Genomic DNA, 14850 nt, shown 5'->3' with positions numbered 1-14850 from the left:
ATTCCGGCTTCTCCACCCGGACCTTGCCATGCCAACCGGCCTGCTCAACTGCGCCCACTGCGATGGCGCCCCCCTCTTCATCGCCGGCCGTCTGCAGGCTGTCGTCGTCTGTGAGGAATGCGGTATCTCAACGTCGCCAGTCCGCCTGGAATCCACCGACACGGACACCGCTTCTGCGCAGTTGCGCGCGATCTGGAACTCCCGGGTGGAACACCGGCCGGCAGACCAGCAGACGATTTCCATGCTCGCCCGGCGTGAGCTGACCTCGTCCGACATCCCCTATTTCCTGAACCTGCTCGCATCGACTACCACCGATTGGGCAACGAACGGGCCGAAATTCGCAGCCATGGCCGCAGCGTTGGCGCAGCCGGGTTTTCAGTTCAAGCACGTCTCGCCGCCGGAGACCGTCATCGAGGATGCCGGCCGCTATCGTAAGGTTGTTCGGCGATCCAAGGTTATCTATATCGATGGTGCCCCAATGGTCCGGTTCGAACACGTACCCGCCCTGACTGCGATCATCGCTGAAGAGGCGAAGGAGAACGACGAATGGCCGTTCCCAATTCTAGAAGAGTTCGTCGCCCGAGCCGTGGACAGCCTTCCGGATAGCACCGAACCTTGACTTCGCCCGGCCTGCGGCAAGCTGGAAGCGCTACTTTGATCTGGAAATCCAAATGCTGCGGCCGCCCGCCCTCTCGATCCTCTTCTTCCTCGCACCGACCAAGGTCGGCGCCAAGGACTTACCGGCACCAGCCTGTGCTTACGTATTCGCTCATGGCCAGCAGCCGGTCATCACCAAGGCCAGCCACACCCGAATTCTGTGCTAATGCGCATATGCGGTCATGCACTCCGCCCAGACGCGAACGGCGCTCTGGTCTGCGAACACCTCACTCGGGGGGCGGCTGATGCCGCTCGCGCGCTGCCGCGGGACAGCGACTTCTACGAGGAAGAGCGGTTGCCTGCCGGTGAGCGAGGCAGCTTGCGCGACTATGGACGTGGCGCTGGGCTCGACCGTGGCACCTGGCATCCAGCGCCGACTTTGGCGACAAGGCGTCGCAGGCCGAGAGCTTTAGGCTGGCAGGCCTTCCGGACGAAATCAGGGAAGCGGATTCGCCCCCGCAGCGCGCCAGCGTCGCGGATGAATGCCGACTTTTGCGCACCAGCCGCAGCCTACATCGCGCGCAATGATGCGGCACCTGCATACAGTGTAGTGAGCATCGCAGAACTGGTTCACTTTGCCGGCGTGGATCCCTTCCCATCGCTGCCAAAGTCGATGCGAATGTCCCCGATGGACTTGCCACCGCCCATGCCGGCATCCGGGCGAGCGGCCAGCGCGGGCGCGTTTCATTCGCCTGGCTGGCCAGCGCCGACTCGGCAAAGGCGGTGCCGGCTCCAGACGCTGTACAGGAGCTTGTCCGCGCGGCCGGCTCCTTGGTCGCGCTGGCGGCAGCCTACGCACGATCGTCCCCAACTCGCGTTCCACAGCGCACCGACCTTCACGGTTGTTGGATGAGCTCTTGCGGCCGTACGCTGGCTTTGCACGCAGTCGATTGTCGCGGTTCGATAAGGCAAAGCGATACCGGACGAAACGACCCAAGTGCAGGCCATGGCGCTACCAGTTCCTGCAAAAGGGATCGCAAGGACCGCCGTGAGTACGAGTATGGAAAGAACCAGCCAGCCCCAGTCCAGATAGCTTTGCTAGCTCAAAGACCCCCCAGTTGCCGCAACAGAAATGGCAACGTGCCGCTCGCGGCAGCGCTGGATCGAGCCCTCGCTAGATTTTGCTCGATGGAGCGACGCGGCTTTTCGGTAAAAGCGACCCTTCTCCTGCGAGCATTCTGGGAAAACAGTATGAGCATGCTCATACCTTCGCGATCGAGCGTTTGCCGATACTGGCCGGAAGGCCGGCCGACCAGCGTCGGATAAGAGCCCGCTTCCGAAGAGCAGTCCCGGCCTCAGCCCTCCTTCGCGAGAATTCGATAAAGCTTGGTCCTTGAAATCCCAAGCTGCCGCGCAGCCACTGCTTTGTTGCCATCGGCGGCCAAGATAGCGGCCTTGACCTCATTCAGAGTGGGTTCCTTCTTACCCAAGCTCAACTGGGTGGAATAGGTAGAAAGATAGGCATTCGCTTTGGTCGCCCGGCTGTGGCCAGCGGCCTCCACCACCTTGCGCATCGCTTCGCGGTGTGCCTCCACATCAACAACTGGCCCGCTCCCCTTCACAGCCGCCGGCTGGCCGCTCTCCCGCTTATACATCTGCTGCAGGTATTGGTGACGCAGCCCGTGCGCCGTCACACCGTCGCCGTCTTTGGTGATTCCGTGCTTCTCCAGAACGGTATAGAAGCGTCGGCGCCACCGAGTCTGGGAGAAGGAAGCAGGCATCAGCGTGCCTCGCTCCGGATTCGTGACGTATGCAAGTGTTGCCGCTTGCCCGAGCAACTCGTACTGCCAGCCGAACTCTATCGGGACCCGGCGGGCGCGCCCGCCTTTTGTGCCGTCATGCACGAGCAGCATTCCCGATGGCAGGACGTCCAAAGCAGGCCGCAATCGCCAGCTTTCCTTTGCTCGCAGGCCAAAGCCAGCTTCCAGCTTGAGCTGCAGTGCGACGTGGGCGTCCGTGACCGCGATCTCGGCGATCTTCGCCGCCGCATCAATGCCCTTGCCATCCCACGAACGGTCTTCGCGCGCAACATAGCTGCGCTCGTATCCGGCCGGTCGCTGCACATAGTCTTCGATTCGGCCGACCACGTTGGTCTTCCCCATCCATGACATCAGCGCACGCAGGTGGGTGAGGCGTAGCTCCACCGTTCCCACGTTCAGCTTGCGCTCCTCCACCCAATACTGGACCAGCCAGCGGATGTGCTTCTGCCGAATGCTGTAGGGCGAGGTTACGGCCATGCCACCAATGCTGCGCAGCTCCACGAACATGGCGAGAAGTGCCTGCACGCGCTGTCGCTGTGACATCTGCGACAGCGATCTGCCGCTAACTCGCGTCCCGCTATGCGGCAGGTGCAAGTGTTCCGCAGCCAGTACTGCGAACTCAGCCTTGAATCTCTCCGGCAGGTTGTATTGGTTAATGATGGGGCGCAGGTTGATAGTCTTAGTCATACGGCGTTCTCGAACTTTTGCGCTTCGCGCGTGCGGCCACGGGCGAGTGTCCGCCATGGGACCTCGCAGCTCGCTGCTGGACAGCGCCGACCCCCGATCCGGCTTTGTCCCCTCGGTGCTCCGGGGTACCACCCCCAGCTTTCCAGCCCACCCAGCCGGTCTTGCCACTACCTTCCTGTCCTTTAGCGATGCCAAACCGATCAGCCCTGAGCATGGAAGCAATGCGTCGTGACTGTCCGCAGTGCGGGCGCAGGCCTTCGCCTTGCACGCCGCTGCGCGGCCACCCTATCCGGTGCATCAATGGATGCCAGCCTGACGGCGCCAGGGATTTCGTCCTGGTGCAGCCGGCCGATGCCGTGATGAGTGATTACTTGTTGCGCCGTTCTGGTACCGGTAGCGCCCCCCGGGTCGATATTGCTCAGAAGCCTGCGTCCACCGCTCGTTCGGTACGCAAACAGCTCCCCGCCCCAAAGCCGGATCATCCCTGCTGCGGTGTGTCGGGCTTCGTGATCCGCGCCCAGCCAAGCGGCTGAAAGGGCGTCGGGCATTCGTGGAAATTCCACAGAGCACCTGTCCGGTGTCCGGCTTCGGAATTGTCCACACTGCGGTCTATTTTCACGAACAGACCGCCAATCGGCTTGGTATCGCGGTGTCCGGTGTCCTCACTATCCGACACGGTCCATTTGATTTAATTGAAAAAAATGCCGTTTCAATTTCCGGCGTGAACAACTGGCGATCGCAAGGCCCGAATGTCGGGGTTTTGCGTGCTGGATTTGCCGCGCAACTGGCGGCGAGGTCGATGCGTCGGGGACGCGGTAAGTGCTCGAAGCATATACCAGGCATGGGCCAAACGGCAACGTTTGCCACTGCAAAATCGCGAGCTTTCGGCGACTTGACTTCGATTTTCCGACGGTAGAGTGGGCTATGTCGATGTGCCATCTAATCCGACGCTCTCAAAGCAAGACCGACAAAGTCCGACCAAGTCCCAGATGCTCCCACCGACCTGAGGCGAGTGAATGGGGCTCGGAGGTACAAAGTCCCACTTGCTCGGAACACGAAGGACATTCGACACATCGGAGCCATCCACTTCAATGAATCGCCAAGGAGCACAAATGAGAATCTCGACCGTCGCAATCGATGTTGGCTACGGCAACACCAAGTCCGCCTTTCCGCTTGGCTCGGACATCGCAACCAACATGTTCCCCTCGCTGGCACCCATTGCCGCAACGTCCTCTCTCACCGCGCATACCGGCGGCATCTTCCGGGCTCGAAACGTAGTGAATGTGGAGGTCGATGGTGCGCGATACGAGGTCGGACCCGATGTTTCGCTGAGCGCCGCTCATGTCCATACCGGTCGCTCCCTGTCTGAGGATTATGTAACGACACCCAACTACGCTGCCCTGCTCGCCGGCTCGCTGCACTATGCCAATGCCATGGAAGTTGATCGGCTCGTCCTGGGCCTGCCGGTGCACAATACGCTGAAGTACGCTGCCTACCTCAAGGACCGTTTCACCGGCACCCATAACTTTGGGTGGGGCGACGTTCACATCAACAGCGTGCTCCCGCTGCCGCAGCCGCTGGGCACGCTGATTACGTACATCCAGCAAAACGGCAAGAAGTACGACCCTGAGAACGCATACCTGGTGATCGATGTCGGCTACTTCACAACCGATTGGGTGGTGGCGCGTGGCTACACCATGGACGACACGCGAAGCGGCGGGGTGCCTGGAGGCGTCGCGCGCATCTACCAACAGGTGGCAAGCCTCATCTCGGCTGACCGTGGGCATCCCACCGACAGCATCGAACGCATCGACAAGGCCATCCGCGACGCCAAGCCAATGGTGTTTTTCGGTCAGGATCTGGACGTTTCGCCCTACCTGGCAGAGGCCATGGCCGTCACCCATCAGCCGGTCAAGGAAATCCAGGCACGCGTCGGCCGCACCGACGATATCCGGGCAATCATCCTGACTGGTGGCGGGGCCCAGCTCTACGCCCCGACAATTCGTGCTGCCTTCCCGCACAACGTGATCCACATCATGGACGCGCCCTGCTTCGCCAACGTTCGCGGCTTCTATACCATCGGTTCCGCACGGCAAGTCGCCAAGGCCGCCTGAGGACGCCCGCCATGGACAAGCTCCAGATGACCGTGACGCTGTCCGCCGACTCGGCTCCTGATCTGCTCGCGTATCTGCGGCAGTTCCCGGGAGCTCGGGAGCGGGCGTTCATGCTTAAACTGCTCGCGCAACGGGGGCTGCAGCTTGTGCTCAGCGCTGGTCCCGACACGCTGCTGCGTCCTCCCACTGCTGCAACGACGCCGACCGTTGCAGCACCGGTACCGCCTCCACCGCTGCTGGCTCACCCCGAACCCTCAGGAGCGAGGGAGCGGGAGACCGCCGCACCATACGCTACAGTAGCCGCGATCCTGCCATTGTCGCCGGCTGCGGCAGGCCGGCTTGCTGCGGATCGACCGCAGGTTGCCTCAGCCCATGCACAGGAGCGGCCACGGGCTACACCGGCGCCCGCATCTGAGCCTGCCGCGGACGGTCCTGATCCGCTTGCGGGACTGGATCTCGGTGCGCTCAATGACGCAATGGCGCGATTCGGCTAAGCGAGAATCTGCGGCGCACGGCGGCGCTTGACTCCGCCTCTTCATGTGGCAACCTAATAGCATTCAGAGAAAACAGGAGGATACCGAGCCATGTTTGAATACCTGTCCACGACTCAAGGCATTAACCGCTTCGTCTTCACTGTCCTGATTGGGTGGTGTCTTCTGGAGGCCGTCCTGGTCGTCTACAACGGCGTCAAAAACCGAAAGCGCGGCTGATCTTCGATCGGGATAGGGGCAGGCCTCGCGGCCTGCCTCCTCCCACACCACCGTGCATACGGGTCCGTACACGGCGGTTCGGATCAGTTGATCGGCGATGGTCCCAGCGACGGAAGGCCCAACGAGCGGAAGTAACGATTCGACAGCGCCTTGTTCAGTGCCGGGCTGTGGCTTAGGCGCCAGACACCGTGGGGCGAACCCGCCGTTTGTGCGGCAAGGTTGCGGTCCACGCCTCGCGCAACTAGCTCCCGGAATCGGGTCCGGCCACGCTTCCACTGCGTCCAGAAGAAGCAGCGTAGGCGGCGTCGGGTCCATTCATCCAGTTGCTTGAGCACGCTGGGCGTTTCACAGAAACCAAAGTAGCCACGCCAGCCCGTCAGATATCGTTTCAGCGTGCCGATCAACTGGTCGACGCTGATCCCGCGCGAGCGTTGCGTCAGTTCCCGGACCCGATCCTTGAAGCGAGCCAGGGCCTTGGGCGCGATGCGCCTTCTGACCTGCTCCCGCCCCAAGAAGGTGAAGCCCAGAAACTTCCGAGTGTGTGGCCGGGCGACCGCGCTCTTCGCCTCGTTGACCTTCAACTTCAGCTTGCTGGTGAGGAAGGCTTTCAGCCCACCCATCACCCGTTGGCCCGCGCGTTCGCTGCGCACGTAGACGTTACAGTCGTCTGCGTACCTCACGAAGCGCAGTCCGCGTCGCTCAAGCTCGCGGTCTAGATCGTCGAGCAACAGATTGGATAACAACGGTGACAGCGGACCGCCCTGGGGCGTGCCCTCGTCCGTTGCACCAACCAGCCCGTTCTCCAGCACACCTGCCGTCAGGAAGGAGCGGATCAGCTTCAGGACGCGCCTGTCGCTGACCCGCTTCGCCACCCGGCTCATCAGGATATCGTGGTTCACGCGATCGAAAAATTTCTCGAGGTCGAGGTCTACAACCCAGCGATGCCCTGCCTGGATGTAGCCCTGTGCGCGCTCCACGGCCTGATGCGCCGAGCGTCCCGGACGGAAGCCGTAACTGGAGTCCGAGAACGTCGGGTCCCACTGCCTTTGCAGCACCTGCAACACTGCCTGCTGGACGAACCTGTCGAGCGCAGAGGGGACGGTCAGCGCGAACTGCACAAGCGCTCAACGAGCATTTGGGATGGGCTGAGATCCGCCATCCGTTTCATCCGCTCCGGGGCCAGCGTTTTCCGGTCCTGAAGACGCGCCGGGTGACAGGCGTCGACACATTGCTACTGGGTCATGTCGAGCGCGGCAGCTTCAGCATTGCCCGCGAATGGACCGACTGGGGCGCGCCTGCCGTCGAAGACGATTGCGAGATCCCTGTGTCTCGCTTCGATCTGGGCATGCTGCTGGAGCTGATCGCGTTGATCGACCAGCTTGCCGCTTCGTCCTCCAAGAAGTCATCAACCAAAGGAGCTTGATCAATGCATTTCATTGCCCTACTATCAGACCAGTTTTTAACGTGGTCCGCCAATGGAAGATATTCCGTCGTCAACATTACGCAGGCGTCGCGCGCAATTGCTCAAGCAAATGCCGGCGTTGGACACGCTCTTGCGGGGCTCGCTCATCGAACGCTACAAGCGCTGTGGCAAGCCTGGCTGCAAGTGCGCCGATGGCCCAGGTCATGGCCCCAAGTACTACTTGTCGGTGAGTTTTCCCGGGCGCCGACCACAAATGGACTACGTGCCACAGGCCGATTACGCCGACGTCACCGAACACCTGGCGAACTATCACCGGGTCCGCGAGATCATCGAGGAGATCTGCGAGATCAATCGCGAACTATTACGCCGCCGCGAGGCGCTATAAGGGGCGTCGGTGAGCCAGTCGCCGCTGTCGCTCACCAACTCCATCGACCTGCAATCGGCCGGCGTACTCATCGCCAACATGCTCGAAGCCTGGCTCACCGCAGAGCCCGCGCTGGAGTTGACCGAGGAGGCCGTCGATGAACACCAAGATCACCCCCCAACATCAGAGCAAGCCGGCGTACATCTATATCCGCCAATCGACGCTGGCCCAGGTGCGACACCATCAGGAGAGCACCGAGCGCCAGTATGCGTTGCGCGACAAAGCGCTGGCATTGGGCTGGCCACAAACGTCGATCCGGATCCTGGATCGGGACCTCGGTCAGTCAGGCGCGCAGATGACGGGCCGCGAGGATTTCAAGACGCTGGTGGCAGATGTCTCGATGGGGCACGTGGGCGCCGTGTTTGCGCTGGAGGTCTCGCGCCTGGCGCGCTCGAATCTGGACTGGCATCGCCTGCTCGAGTTGTGCGCCCTCACCCATACCCTGGTAATCGACGCCGATGGCTGTTACGACCCAGGCGACTTCAACGACGGCCTGCTGCTCGGTCTCAAAGGCACAATGGCACAGGCGGAACTGCACTTTTTGCGCGGGCGCCTCCAAGGCGGCAAGCTCAACAAGGCGCAGAAGGGTGAGCTGCGCTTTCCGCTCCCGGTTGGGTTGTGCTATGACGACGAAGGCCACATCGTCCTGGATCCCGATGACGAGGTGCGCGGCGCCGTGCAGTTGGTGTTTCGTCTCTTTCGAGAGACCGGCAGCGCATACGCGGTCGTCAAGCGCTTTGCCGAAGATGGCCTGCGCTTTCCGAAGCGCGCCTATGGCGGCGCCTGGGCGGGCCGGCTCATCTGGGGGCGCCTGAGCCATGAGCGCGTGATCGGCCTGATCAAGAATCCTTCGTATGCGGGCATTTATGTCTTTGGACGGTACCAGTACCGCCAGCGCATCACGCCACAGGGGGAGGTGCATAAGCGCGTGCAGCCGGTACCCAAGGCAGACTGGCGCGTCCATCTACCCGACCATCACGAGGGATACATCAGCCCGGAGGAGTTTGAGCGGAACCAGGCACGCCTGGCGGGCAACCGGACCAACGGTGAAGGCACCGTGCTCAGCGGTCCGGCGCGTGAAGGATTGGCGCTGCTTCAGGGGATGCTGATCTGTGGCTGCTGTGGTCGGGCGCTGACCGTGCGCTACCAGGGTAACGGTGGCATCTACCCAATGTACTTGTGCAATGCGCAGCGCCGCCAGGGTTTAGCGACCAGAGATTGCATGAGCGTGCGCAGCGACCTGCTCGACAACGCGATCGGCGAAGCGATGCTCGCGGCCCTGCGGCCAGCCGAACTCGAACTCGCCGTGACCGCCCTGAACGAACTCGAGCAGCGGGATCAGGCCATCATGCGTCAGTGGCATATGCGCATCGAACGCGCCGAGTATGAAGTCGCTCTTGCCGAGCGTCGCTATCAGGAATGCGATCCCGCCAACCGTCTGGTCACGGGCACCCTCGAGCGGCGCTGGAATGACGCGATGCTTCGCCTCGCAGCGATCAAGACGGAAGCCGCCCAGTTCCAGAGCCAGAAGGCGCGCGTTGCCACACCCGAACAGAAGGCCCAGATCCTCGCACTGGCGCGCAATCTGCCGCGCCTCTGGCGTGCTCCGGCGACCCCGGCGAAGGATCGCAAGCGCATGCTGCGACTGCTCATCCGGGACATTACGGTCGAGAAACTTCCCGCAACCAGACAGGTGGTCCTACACGTGCGTTGGCAGGGCGGCACCTGTACCGACACCACCGTGACTTTGCCCAAGCCGGTCGCCGACGCGATGCGCTATCCCACTGCAACCGTCGAGCACGTGCGCAAACTGTCGCAACATTTGTCCGACCCGCAAATCGCTGCGCACCTCAATCAGGAAGGCCTGCGCAGTTCAACTGGCAAATCGTTCACGCTCTCCATGGTCAAATGGATCCGCTTCCGGTACGGGATTGCGGCGACCAACTTCATGCGGCCTGACGAACTCACGGTTCAGCAACTCGCTCACCGACTGGGCATCAGTCCACACGTCGTGTATTACTGGATTGAGCGCCAAGTCGTCCACGCTCGTAAGCTCGACGGGCGGGGCCCATGGTGGATCACGCTGGATCCCGTCAAGGAACAGCAACTGCGGGACTGGGTGCGCACTTCAGGGCATCTTCGGGGGCAACATTCCCACACTCAACTGTGAGAGGTGCATTATGAGATCACCGTCGGTATGCCGAGATTGCGGAACTCCCCCGGTTTGCCGACTTTCGGGATCGAGACCTGCCGGACCGGTTGCGGCTGATAGGTCCGCGCACGCAGTTCTGCCTGCAGACGGTCCAGATGCTGGTCCGCCTGTTCGGCAAAGTCTGCCACGCTGATTCCATCGACACCGCCACTGCCCCGGTTGGCCCGGACTCGCTCCCAGGCGACTTCCAGATTCTTCCGTTGAAAAACCTTGTCAATTAATGAGTGGACCTTCCTTGCTTCCATCGGGTTGATCCAGTCAGACAGTCTCCTCGGGCGCGGATGTACGGGTATTTCACTCATGGAACTGATCCTCCTCCGTGTCCTTACTCACTGTCGTCCGGGCTCTTCCCAATCATCTTCGCCGGCTGCCTTCCCCGACCCACTTCTGTCGCCGATCGCTCGGTCACGTGGTTTTGGCCACGCTTCAGGTACTACTCAGCCGTCCGACTACTGGCACAGCACCGCTCGCCACTTCGCTCCTCGCTTATAGGCTCACTTCCCGCGGTGCCACCCGCAGACTGTGCCAGTCCTCCTGAGGTCACACGCTGTTCTTCCGTACCGTGCCGTCCGCAAACACCTTGGTGCGGTGGGTGAATGAGAACGCCTTCGCCCCCATACTGCGGGCTCGACCTTGCCCCACCTTTGGCCGACCGGTTCGTCATCGGGGCAGCCCCCATCGACTACGGCCCGGTACTTCTCCTCATGCCCTTCGGATTCCACCTCGCGGTGGACACCCTGCCCTCCGGAGACCTACGGGAAGGTGGCTCCAGGTCTGCCTTGGCTGTCTCCGGCTTTCGCCTTCGTGCCCGGTTAGGCATCTCCATACCTGCCTTCTCTCTCCGGCCAGCGAGGCATTACCCCCGCTTTTGGATATGACGCCCCTCATCTGAGCGTCAGAGGGACTTGAACCCTCCCGAACAACGCGCTGCTCAGCGCACAATATGGCCTCTGCTGACTTCTACACCGCCATCCCGACGCCTCTCGACGTCGGTAGCACCATGGCAGCGGTGCAGATCTCCCCGGGTATGACGCACCCACCTTCACGCTTATGCCTGTCGGATATACGCCGCACCGTTCCGTGCAAGTACTGGGCTTTGGCAATTTTGGCTACCTCACCCCGATACGACGCCTCATCCGCTTCCTGTTCGTCAGGCCAGCGCTTTGCCTCGGACTTCCTTCAGACTCCCAGTCGCCCGGGAAACCCTTGTCTCTGGCTAACACTTCCCCTTGCCGGGTGTGTAAGGGACTTGCACCCTCAAGTGAGTGCGCCCTGCCGGGCGCACCAAAAAAAAAAGGTTCTTCACCGATTTCCGGGGAAGGCCGCCCGGATCTTCAGGAAGAAGTAATGGTCATCGCGGAAGCCATAGGCCATCCGTTTGATGACCTTGATCCGGTTATTGATGCCTTCCACCAGATTGGTTCCCAACGGCCAGCGGCTGTGAGCCAGGATGCCGGGTAAATATGGCTTGAGGCGTTTGGCGAACAGGCACAGAGGTGCGATGCCGCTGGCCATTGCGCGCTCGTACCACCCTTGCCAGAAGCGCCGGGCGTAGCCGGGATGCCGATATGTCCAGAGCGTCTTGAGATCGTCCTTGAGCACGTAGACGGTCATCAGCGCTTGGTTGGCAGCCAGTATTTCATCAAGCCGGATCTGATCGGCCTCACGCGTGACGTTCTCCCGATTGCGCAGCAGTAACCAACGAGAAGACTTCACCACCTGACGAGCGGTCTTGTCGCCGCGCAGCCGATTAGCCTCATCCACCCTGACGCGGTCGATGACCTCACGACCGTACTTGGCCACCACGTGGAACAGGTCATAGACAACCTCCGCTTGCGGGCAGTGCATCCGCACTTCCAGGTCGTAGGCGGTATTCATGTCCATCACCGCGGCGCGAAGCCGGGCACAGCCTTCAGGGCCAAGCAGCTTGAAGAAGGGCCGGATTTCCTCTCGGGAGCGACCGCGCCCGACCCAGAGTACCCGCTTGCTCGACGGCTCGACGATGACTGTGGCATAGCGATGGCCCTTCTGGATCGCAAACTCGTCCATCGCGATCACCGTGACCCCGCTCAGATCGACCGGTCCCAATTCCCGCTCAAGATGGCGCAGATCGATGCGCTTGACCGTGGTCCAGGCCAACCGGTAGAAGGCCGCGACATGGCGCAACGACATGACCTTGCACAGTTGCGCTACGCTGGCCGCAAGCCGCGTCGTAACCCGCGCATAGGGCGCGAGCCAGTCCAGGCGCTCCAGCTTCGGGCCACATCGCCGGCAAGCCAGACGAAGTCGCGGCACGATCAGCTCCACCGGAATCTCGAACACAGGCAGATCCCGCACGCGCCGCTCTACCCGATCATGGATACTGCTAACGCCCCGACCACAGCCATCGCAGCACCGCCTACGGCGCCCCTTAGGTTCCAGCCGGATGATGCAAATACGCTGCCCATTGCGGGTCTCTTCCCAACTATCGCGCATGCGATAGCCTTCCCAGCAGCCGAGCTGGGCCATACAATCGCGTGGGGCCAACCTCCACCTTCCTGATTCTTGTTGTGTCGCAACTCCAAGATAACAGTGGTGGGCGTGTTGGCCCTTTTTGTTTCTAAACGGTCACGCAGATCGGCGAAGAACCAAAAAAAAGCCCAGCAGTTTGCTGGGCTTTTTTGTGAATGGGATGGCCTCTCAGTGAAGAGTCGGCGCCAAACAGTAGTCGAGGGCGGAATCGAACGAGAACTTCCGGTCTAGGAACGTGAAGCCACCGGACGGCTCTCGGCGGTACACATCGAAGAATTGCGCTTCCGATTGTCCGGCCTGAACTTCCGTAGCGGCGGTCGCACGCATAGCTTGGATATGCAGTTTATTGATGATTGCTGTGAAACCCTTTTGCGGCATTGCTTTTCTCCTCGGAGAGCCTGCCAAGGGGGGACTCCTTCCCTGTGGGAAGGACCCACAGGGCAGAGGTTAGGTAAGGCGCCACCGGCTGGTGGCGAACTGATCAGGCGGTAACAGCCTGTTGAGACATCAGGCGCAACTGGTACTCGGTGCGCCATTGATCGCAGAAGTCGGTTCCACGAACCTTTGGTCGATGCATGACGGTGTGCAGCCCTTCGGCGCGCAACCGCTTTTCCAACGCGAGCGCGTCGGCCATGCCTGGGGACTTTCGGGTCTTCGGGTCGATCCTGTCAAAATCCGCGAAGATGTGGACCGTGCGGATGCCCAGGTCCGGCGGCACCACAAACTGACTCAGCAGTACCCGGTTGAGGCAATTCCATGCCGGCACGCCGAAGAGCATGTACGCCGCATAGGCGCTCTCCAGCCCTTCCGCGACACCAACTTCACCATCGCGCGGTTGCATCAGACGCACTGCACCACCGGTCAGCGGCAACGCAGACACACCATTGCGCTTGGCCGGGAGGATCTCCCCATCCGCAGTGATTATCGTCGCCTTGGCGGGCTGTCGCGGGTCGAGCGACGTGCGATGCACCGTGGCCATGCGCCCATCTGGCCGTGTGAATTGCGCAACGATGGTCGGGTAGCGGCCAACAAGCTGGCCTTCATACCAATAGTCCTGCACCGCCAGGCGCAAGGCCGTTGGCCGCGGCGCGCGCAGGCCAGGAACCCGGGCAGCAAGATAGCGCATGGCGTGATCGCCAGGCACCAGCCCGGCAGCAGCTTCCCACTGCTTCGCAATACGCCGCATCTTGGTGGCGGGATCTACTGCTTTCCCCCGGCGAGCTGAATTTGGCCTCGTAAAGGGGGGGTCGATCGGCACAGCCCGCTCGCCATTCAAGTCCCGCCACAGTTCCGAGTAGGTCATGCCGGTGTAGCAACGCACGAGCTCGAGGCCGTCGCCGGCTTTCGGATTCCCTGCATTGCACTTCCGGCAGACCCAATCGCCGCGGCCGCGTTTGTTGTCATAGGTAAAGCGGTCATGGCCACCACAGAGGGGGCACGGACCTGGGCGTCCTCGCCAGAAGTTGTCCGTCAGGACTTCCGCTGGCACGTACTGCCTCACCAGAGCGTCCCATTGAGCGGGCGTCCAGCTTTTTACGATATCACTCAGTTCTTTCATGGGATGGCTCCAGGTGGAGGGTTGGTCGATGCCTGAGACAGGCGAAGGAACGCTTGCTCAAAAGACATCCCGGCCGAGGCCAGAAGGTCTTTTCAGCATTGCGTTTAGCTGAGGGGAATATGGGGATTTGGCCGAGCGGCCGAGAAAGGCACCGCTGCTACCGGGCAAGCCGGTAGCAGTTAGTTCAAAGAGGCACTTCTTGGAGGAGCGCGTCAGTACATCGGCGCGCCATCGTTGCGGAAGGGAATGCCATCGAGCACTGCAGGTCGCGCGAAGGGAATCTCATTGTCGTCGAATCCGCCGAATCCACCCGACGGCGGTTGCGCAGGCTGCTGACGCGCCGCGCCCGAGCGTTGCGTTGGCGGAGCCGAGCGCTGCTCGCTCCCACGACGCTGCTGCGAATCCGCTCGCTCTGCGCCGGCATCGCCGTCGTCATCGTTGACACCCGCGCGACCACTGAGCATCTGCATTTGATCGGCGACGATCTCGGTACTGTACTTGTCCTGGCCGGACTGATCCTGCCACTTGCGCGTACGAATGCGGCCTTCGATGTAGACCGGCGAACCCTTGCGCAGGTACTGACCAGCAATTTCTGCCAGCTTGCCGAAGAACGAAATGCGATGCCATTCGGTGGCTTCCTTCATTTCGCCGGACTGCTTGTCCTTGTAGCGATCGGTGGTCGCAATACGGATGTTTGTCACCGCGTCGCCACTGGGCATGTAACGAGTTTCAGGATCTGCCCCGAGGTTGCCCAGGAGGATGACTTTGTTGACGGATGCCATGGTGCTTCCTAT

The 14850-nt window shown here is 61.6% G+C and carries 15 protein-coding genes; 8 read left to right on the top strand and 7 right to left on the bottom strand.

Features of this window, described 5'->3' with window-relative positions; genetic code table 11:
• Window positions 1–28: 28 nt before the first annotated feature.
• Together AC07UK_RS04735 and AC07UK_RS04730 are read left to right on the top strand one after the other, a co-directional pair.
• Entirely contained in the window at window positions 29–619 is a 591-nt protein-coding gene (locus tag AC07UK_RS04735; RefSeq protein ID WP_058698171.1) for a hypothetical protein, read from the top strand.
• Between the two features lie 52 nt (window positions 620–671).
• Window positions 672–824 (top strand): hypothetical protein, encoded by a 153-nt coding sequence (locus AC07UK_RS04730; protein ID WP_158577659.1) that lies wholly within the window; start codon window positions 672–674, stop codon window positions 822–824.
• Window positions 825–1952: 1128 nt separating this feature from the next.
• Here the strand turns inward: AC07UK_RS04730 and AC07UK_RS04725 are convergent.
• Window positions 1953–3104 carry an integrase domain-containing protein gene (locus AC07UK_RS04725; protein WP_058698173.1) on the bottom strand — a complete coding sequence of 384 codons (1152 nt, stop codon included), beginning with the start codon at window positions 3102–3104 and terminating at the stop codon, window positions 1953–1955.
• A gap of 1112 nt (window positions 3105–4216) precedes the next feature.
• Between AC07UK_RS04725 and AC07UK_RS04720 the strand changes: the two genes are divergently transcribed.
• The 3 genes from AC07UK_RS04720 (at window position 4217) to AC07UK_RS04710 (ending at window position 5928) form a co-directional block, all read left to right on the top strand.
• Complete coding sequence (locus AC07UK_RS04720) at window positions 4217–5218, top strand: PRTRC system protein D (protein WP_058698174.1); 1002 nt, start codon at window positions 4217–4219, stop codon at window positions 5216–5218.
• Between the two features lie 11 nt (window positions 5219–5229).
• Entirely contained in the window at window positions 5230–5712 is a 483-nt protein-coding gene (locus AC07UK_RS04715; RefSeq protein WP_143010732.1) for a hypothetical protein, read from the top strand.
• Window positions 5713–5802: 90 nt separating this feature from the next.
• Window positions 5803–5928: a hypothetical protein gene (locus AC07UK_RS04710; protein WP_256333827.1), complete on the top strand. Its 126-nt coding sequence runs from the start codon at window positions 5803–5805 to the stop codon at window positions 5926–5928.
• Window positions 5929–6011: 83 nt separating this feature from the next.
• Here the strand turns inward: AC07UK_RS04710 and ltrA are convergent, their stop codons facing one another.
• The gene (ltrA, locus tag AC07UK_RS04705) at window positions 6012–7046 is read right to left on the bottom strand and encodes a group II intron reverse transcriptase/maturase (RefSeq protein WP_081050307.1); all 1035 of its coding nucleotides are present in this window, start codon (window positions 7044–7046) and stop codon (window positions 6012–6014) included.
• A gap of 17 nt (window positions 7047–7063) precedes the next feature.
• Here ltrA and AC07UK_RS04700 point away from each other — a divergent pair, with 17 nt between their 5' ends.
• From AC07UK_RS04700 to AC07UK_RS04690, 3 genes are all read left to right on the top strand, one after another.
• Entirely contained in the window at window positions 7064–7351 is a 288-nt protein-coding gene (locus AC07UK_RS04700; protein WP_058698175.1) for a DUF5372 family protein, read from the top strand.
• Between the two features lie 52 nt (window positions 7352–7403).
• Window positions 7404–7736, top strand: coding sequence for a DUF6788 family protein (locus tag AC07UK_RS04695; RefSeq protein WP_058698176.1), 333 nt, complete (start codon window positions 7404–7406; stop codon window positions 7734–7736).
• A gap of 136 nt (window positions 7737–7872) precedes the next feature.
• Window positions 7873–9945 (top strand): recombinase family protein, encoded by a 2073-nt coding sequence (locus AC07UK_RS04690; protein ID WP_058698177.1) that lies wholly within the window; start codon window positions 7873–7875, stop codon window positions 9943–9945.
• Between the two features lie 8 nt (window positions 9946–9953).
• Here AC07UK_RS04690 and AC07UK_RS04685 read toward each other — a convergent pair whose 3' ends face one another.
• The 5 genes from AC07UK_RS04685 to AC07UK_RS04665 form a co-directional block, all read right to left on the bottom strand.
• Complete coding sequence (locus AC07UK_RS04685; RefSeq protein ID WP_176844252.1) at window positions 9954–10289, bottom strand: reverse transcriptase family protein; 336 nt, start codon at window positions 10287–10289, stop codon at window positions 9954–9956.
• Between the two features lie 1000 nt (window positions 10290–11289).
• Complete coding sequence (locus AC07UK_RS04680; protein ID WP_116318649.1) at window positions 11290–12513, bottom strand: ISL3 family transposase; 1224 nt, start codon at window positions 12511–12513, stop codon at window positions 11290–11292.
• A gap of 153 nt (window positions 12514–12666) precedes the next feature.
• Window positions 12667–12876, bottom strand: coding sequence for a hypothetical protein (locus AC07UK_RS04675; protein ID WP_058698180.1), 210 nt, complete (start codon window positions 12874–12876; stop codon window positions 12667–12669).
• A gap of 103 nt (window positions 12877–12979) precedes the next feature.
• Window positions 12980–14056 (bottom strand): primase-helicase zinc-binding domain-containing protein, encoded by a 1077-nt coding sequence (locus AC07UK_RS04670; RefSeq protein WP_058698181.1) that lies wholly within the window; start codon window positions 14054–14056, stop codon window positions 12980–12982.
• A 212-nt stretch (window positions 14057–14268) separates the two neighbouring features.
• Window positions 14269–14838, bottom strand: coding sequence for a single-stranded DNA-binding protein (locus AC07UK_RS04665; protein WP_058698182.1), 570 nt, complete (start codon window positions 14836–14838; stop codon window positions 14269–14271).
• Window positions 14839–14850: the final 12 nt, after the last annotated feature.

It is taken from the genome of Cupriavidus sp. GW821-FHT07C08 (genome assembly GCF_059419025.1).
Note: the sequence above shows the minus strand (reverse complement) of the source record. Positions and strands in the feature narration are given on the sequence as shown.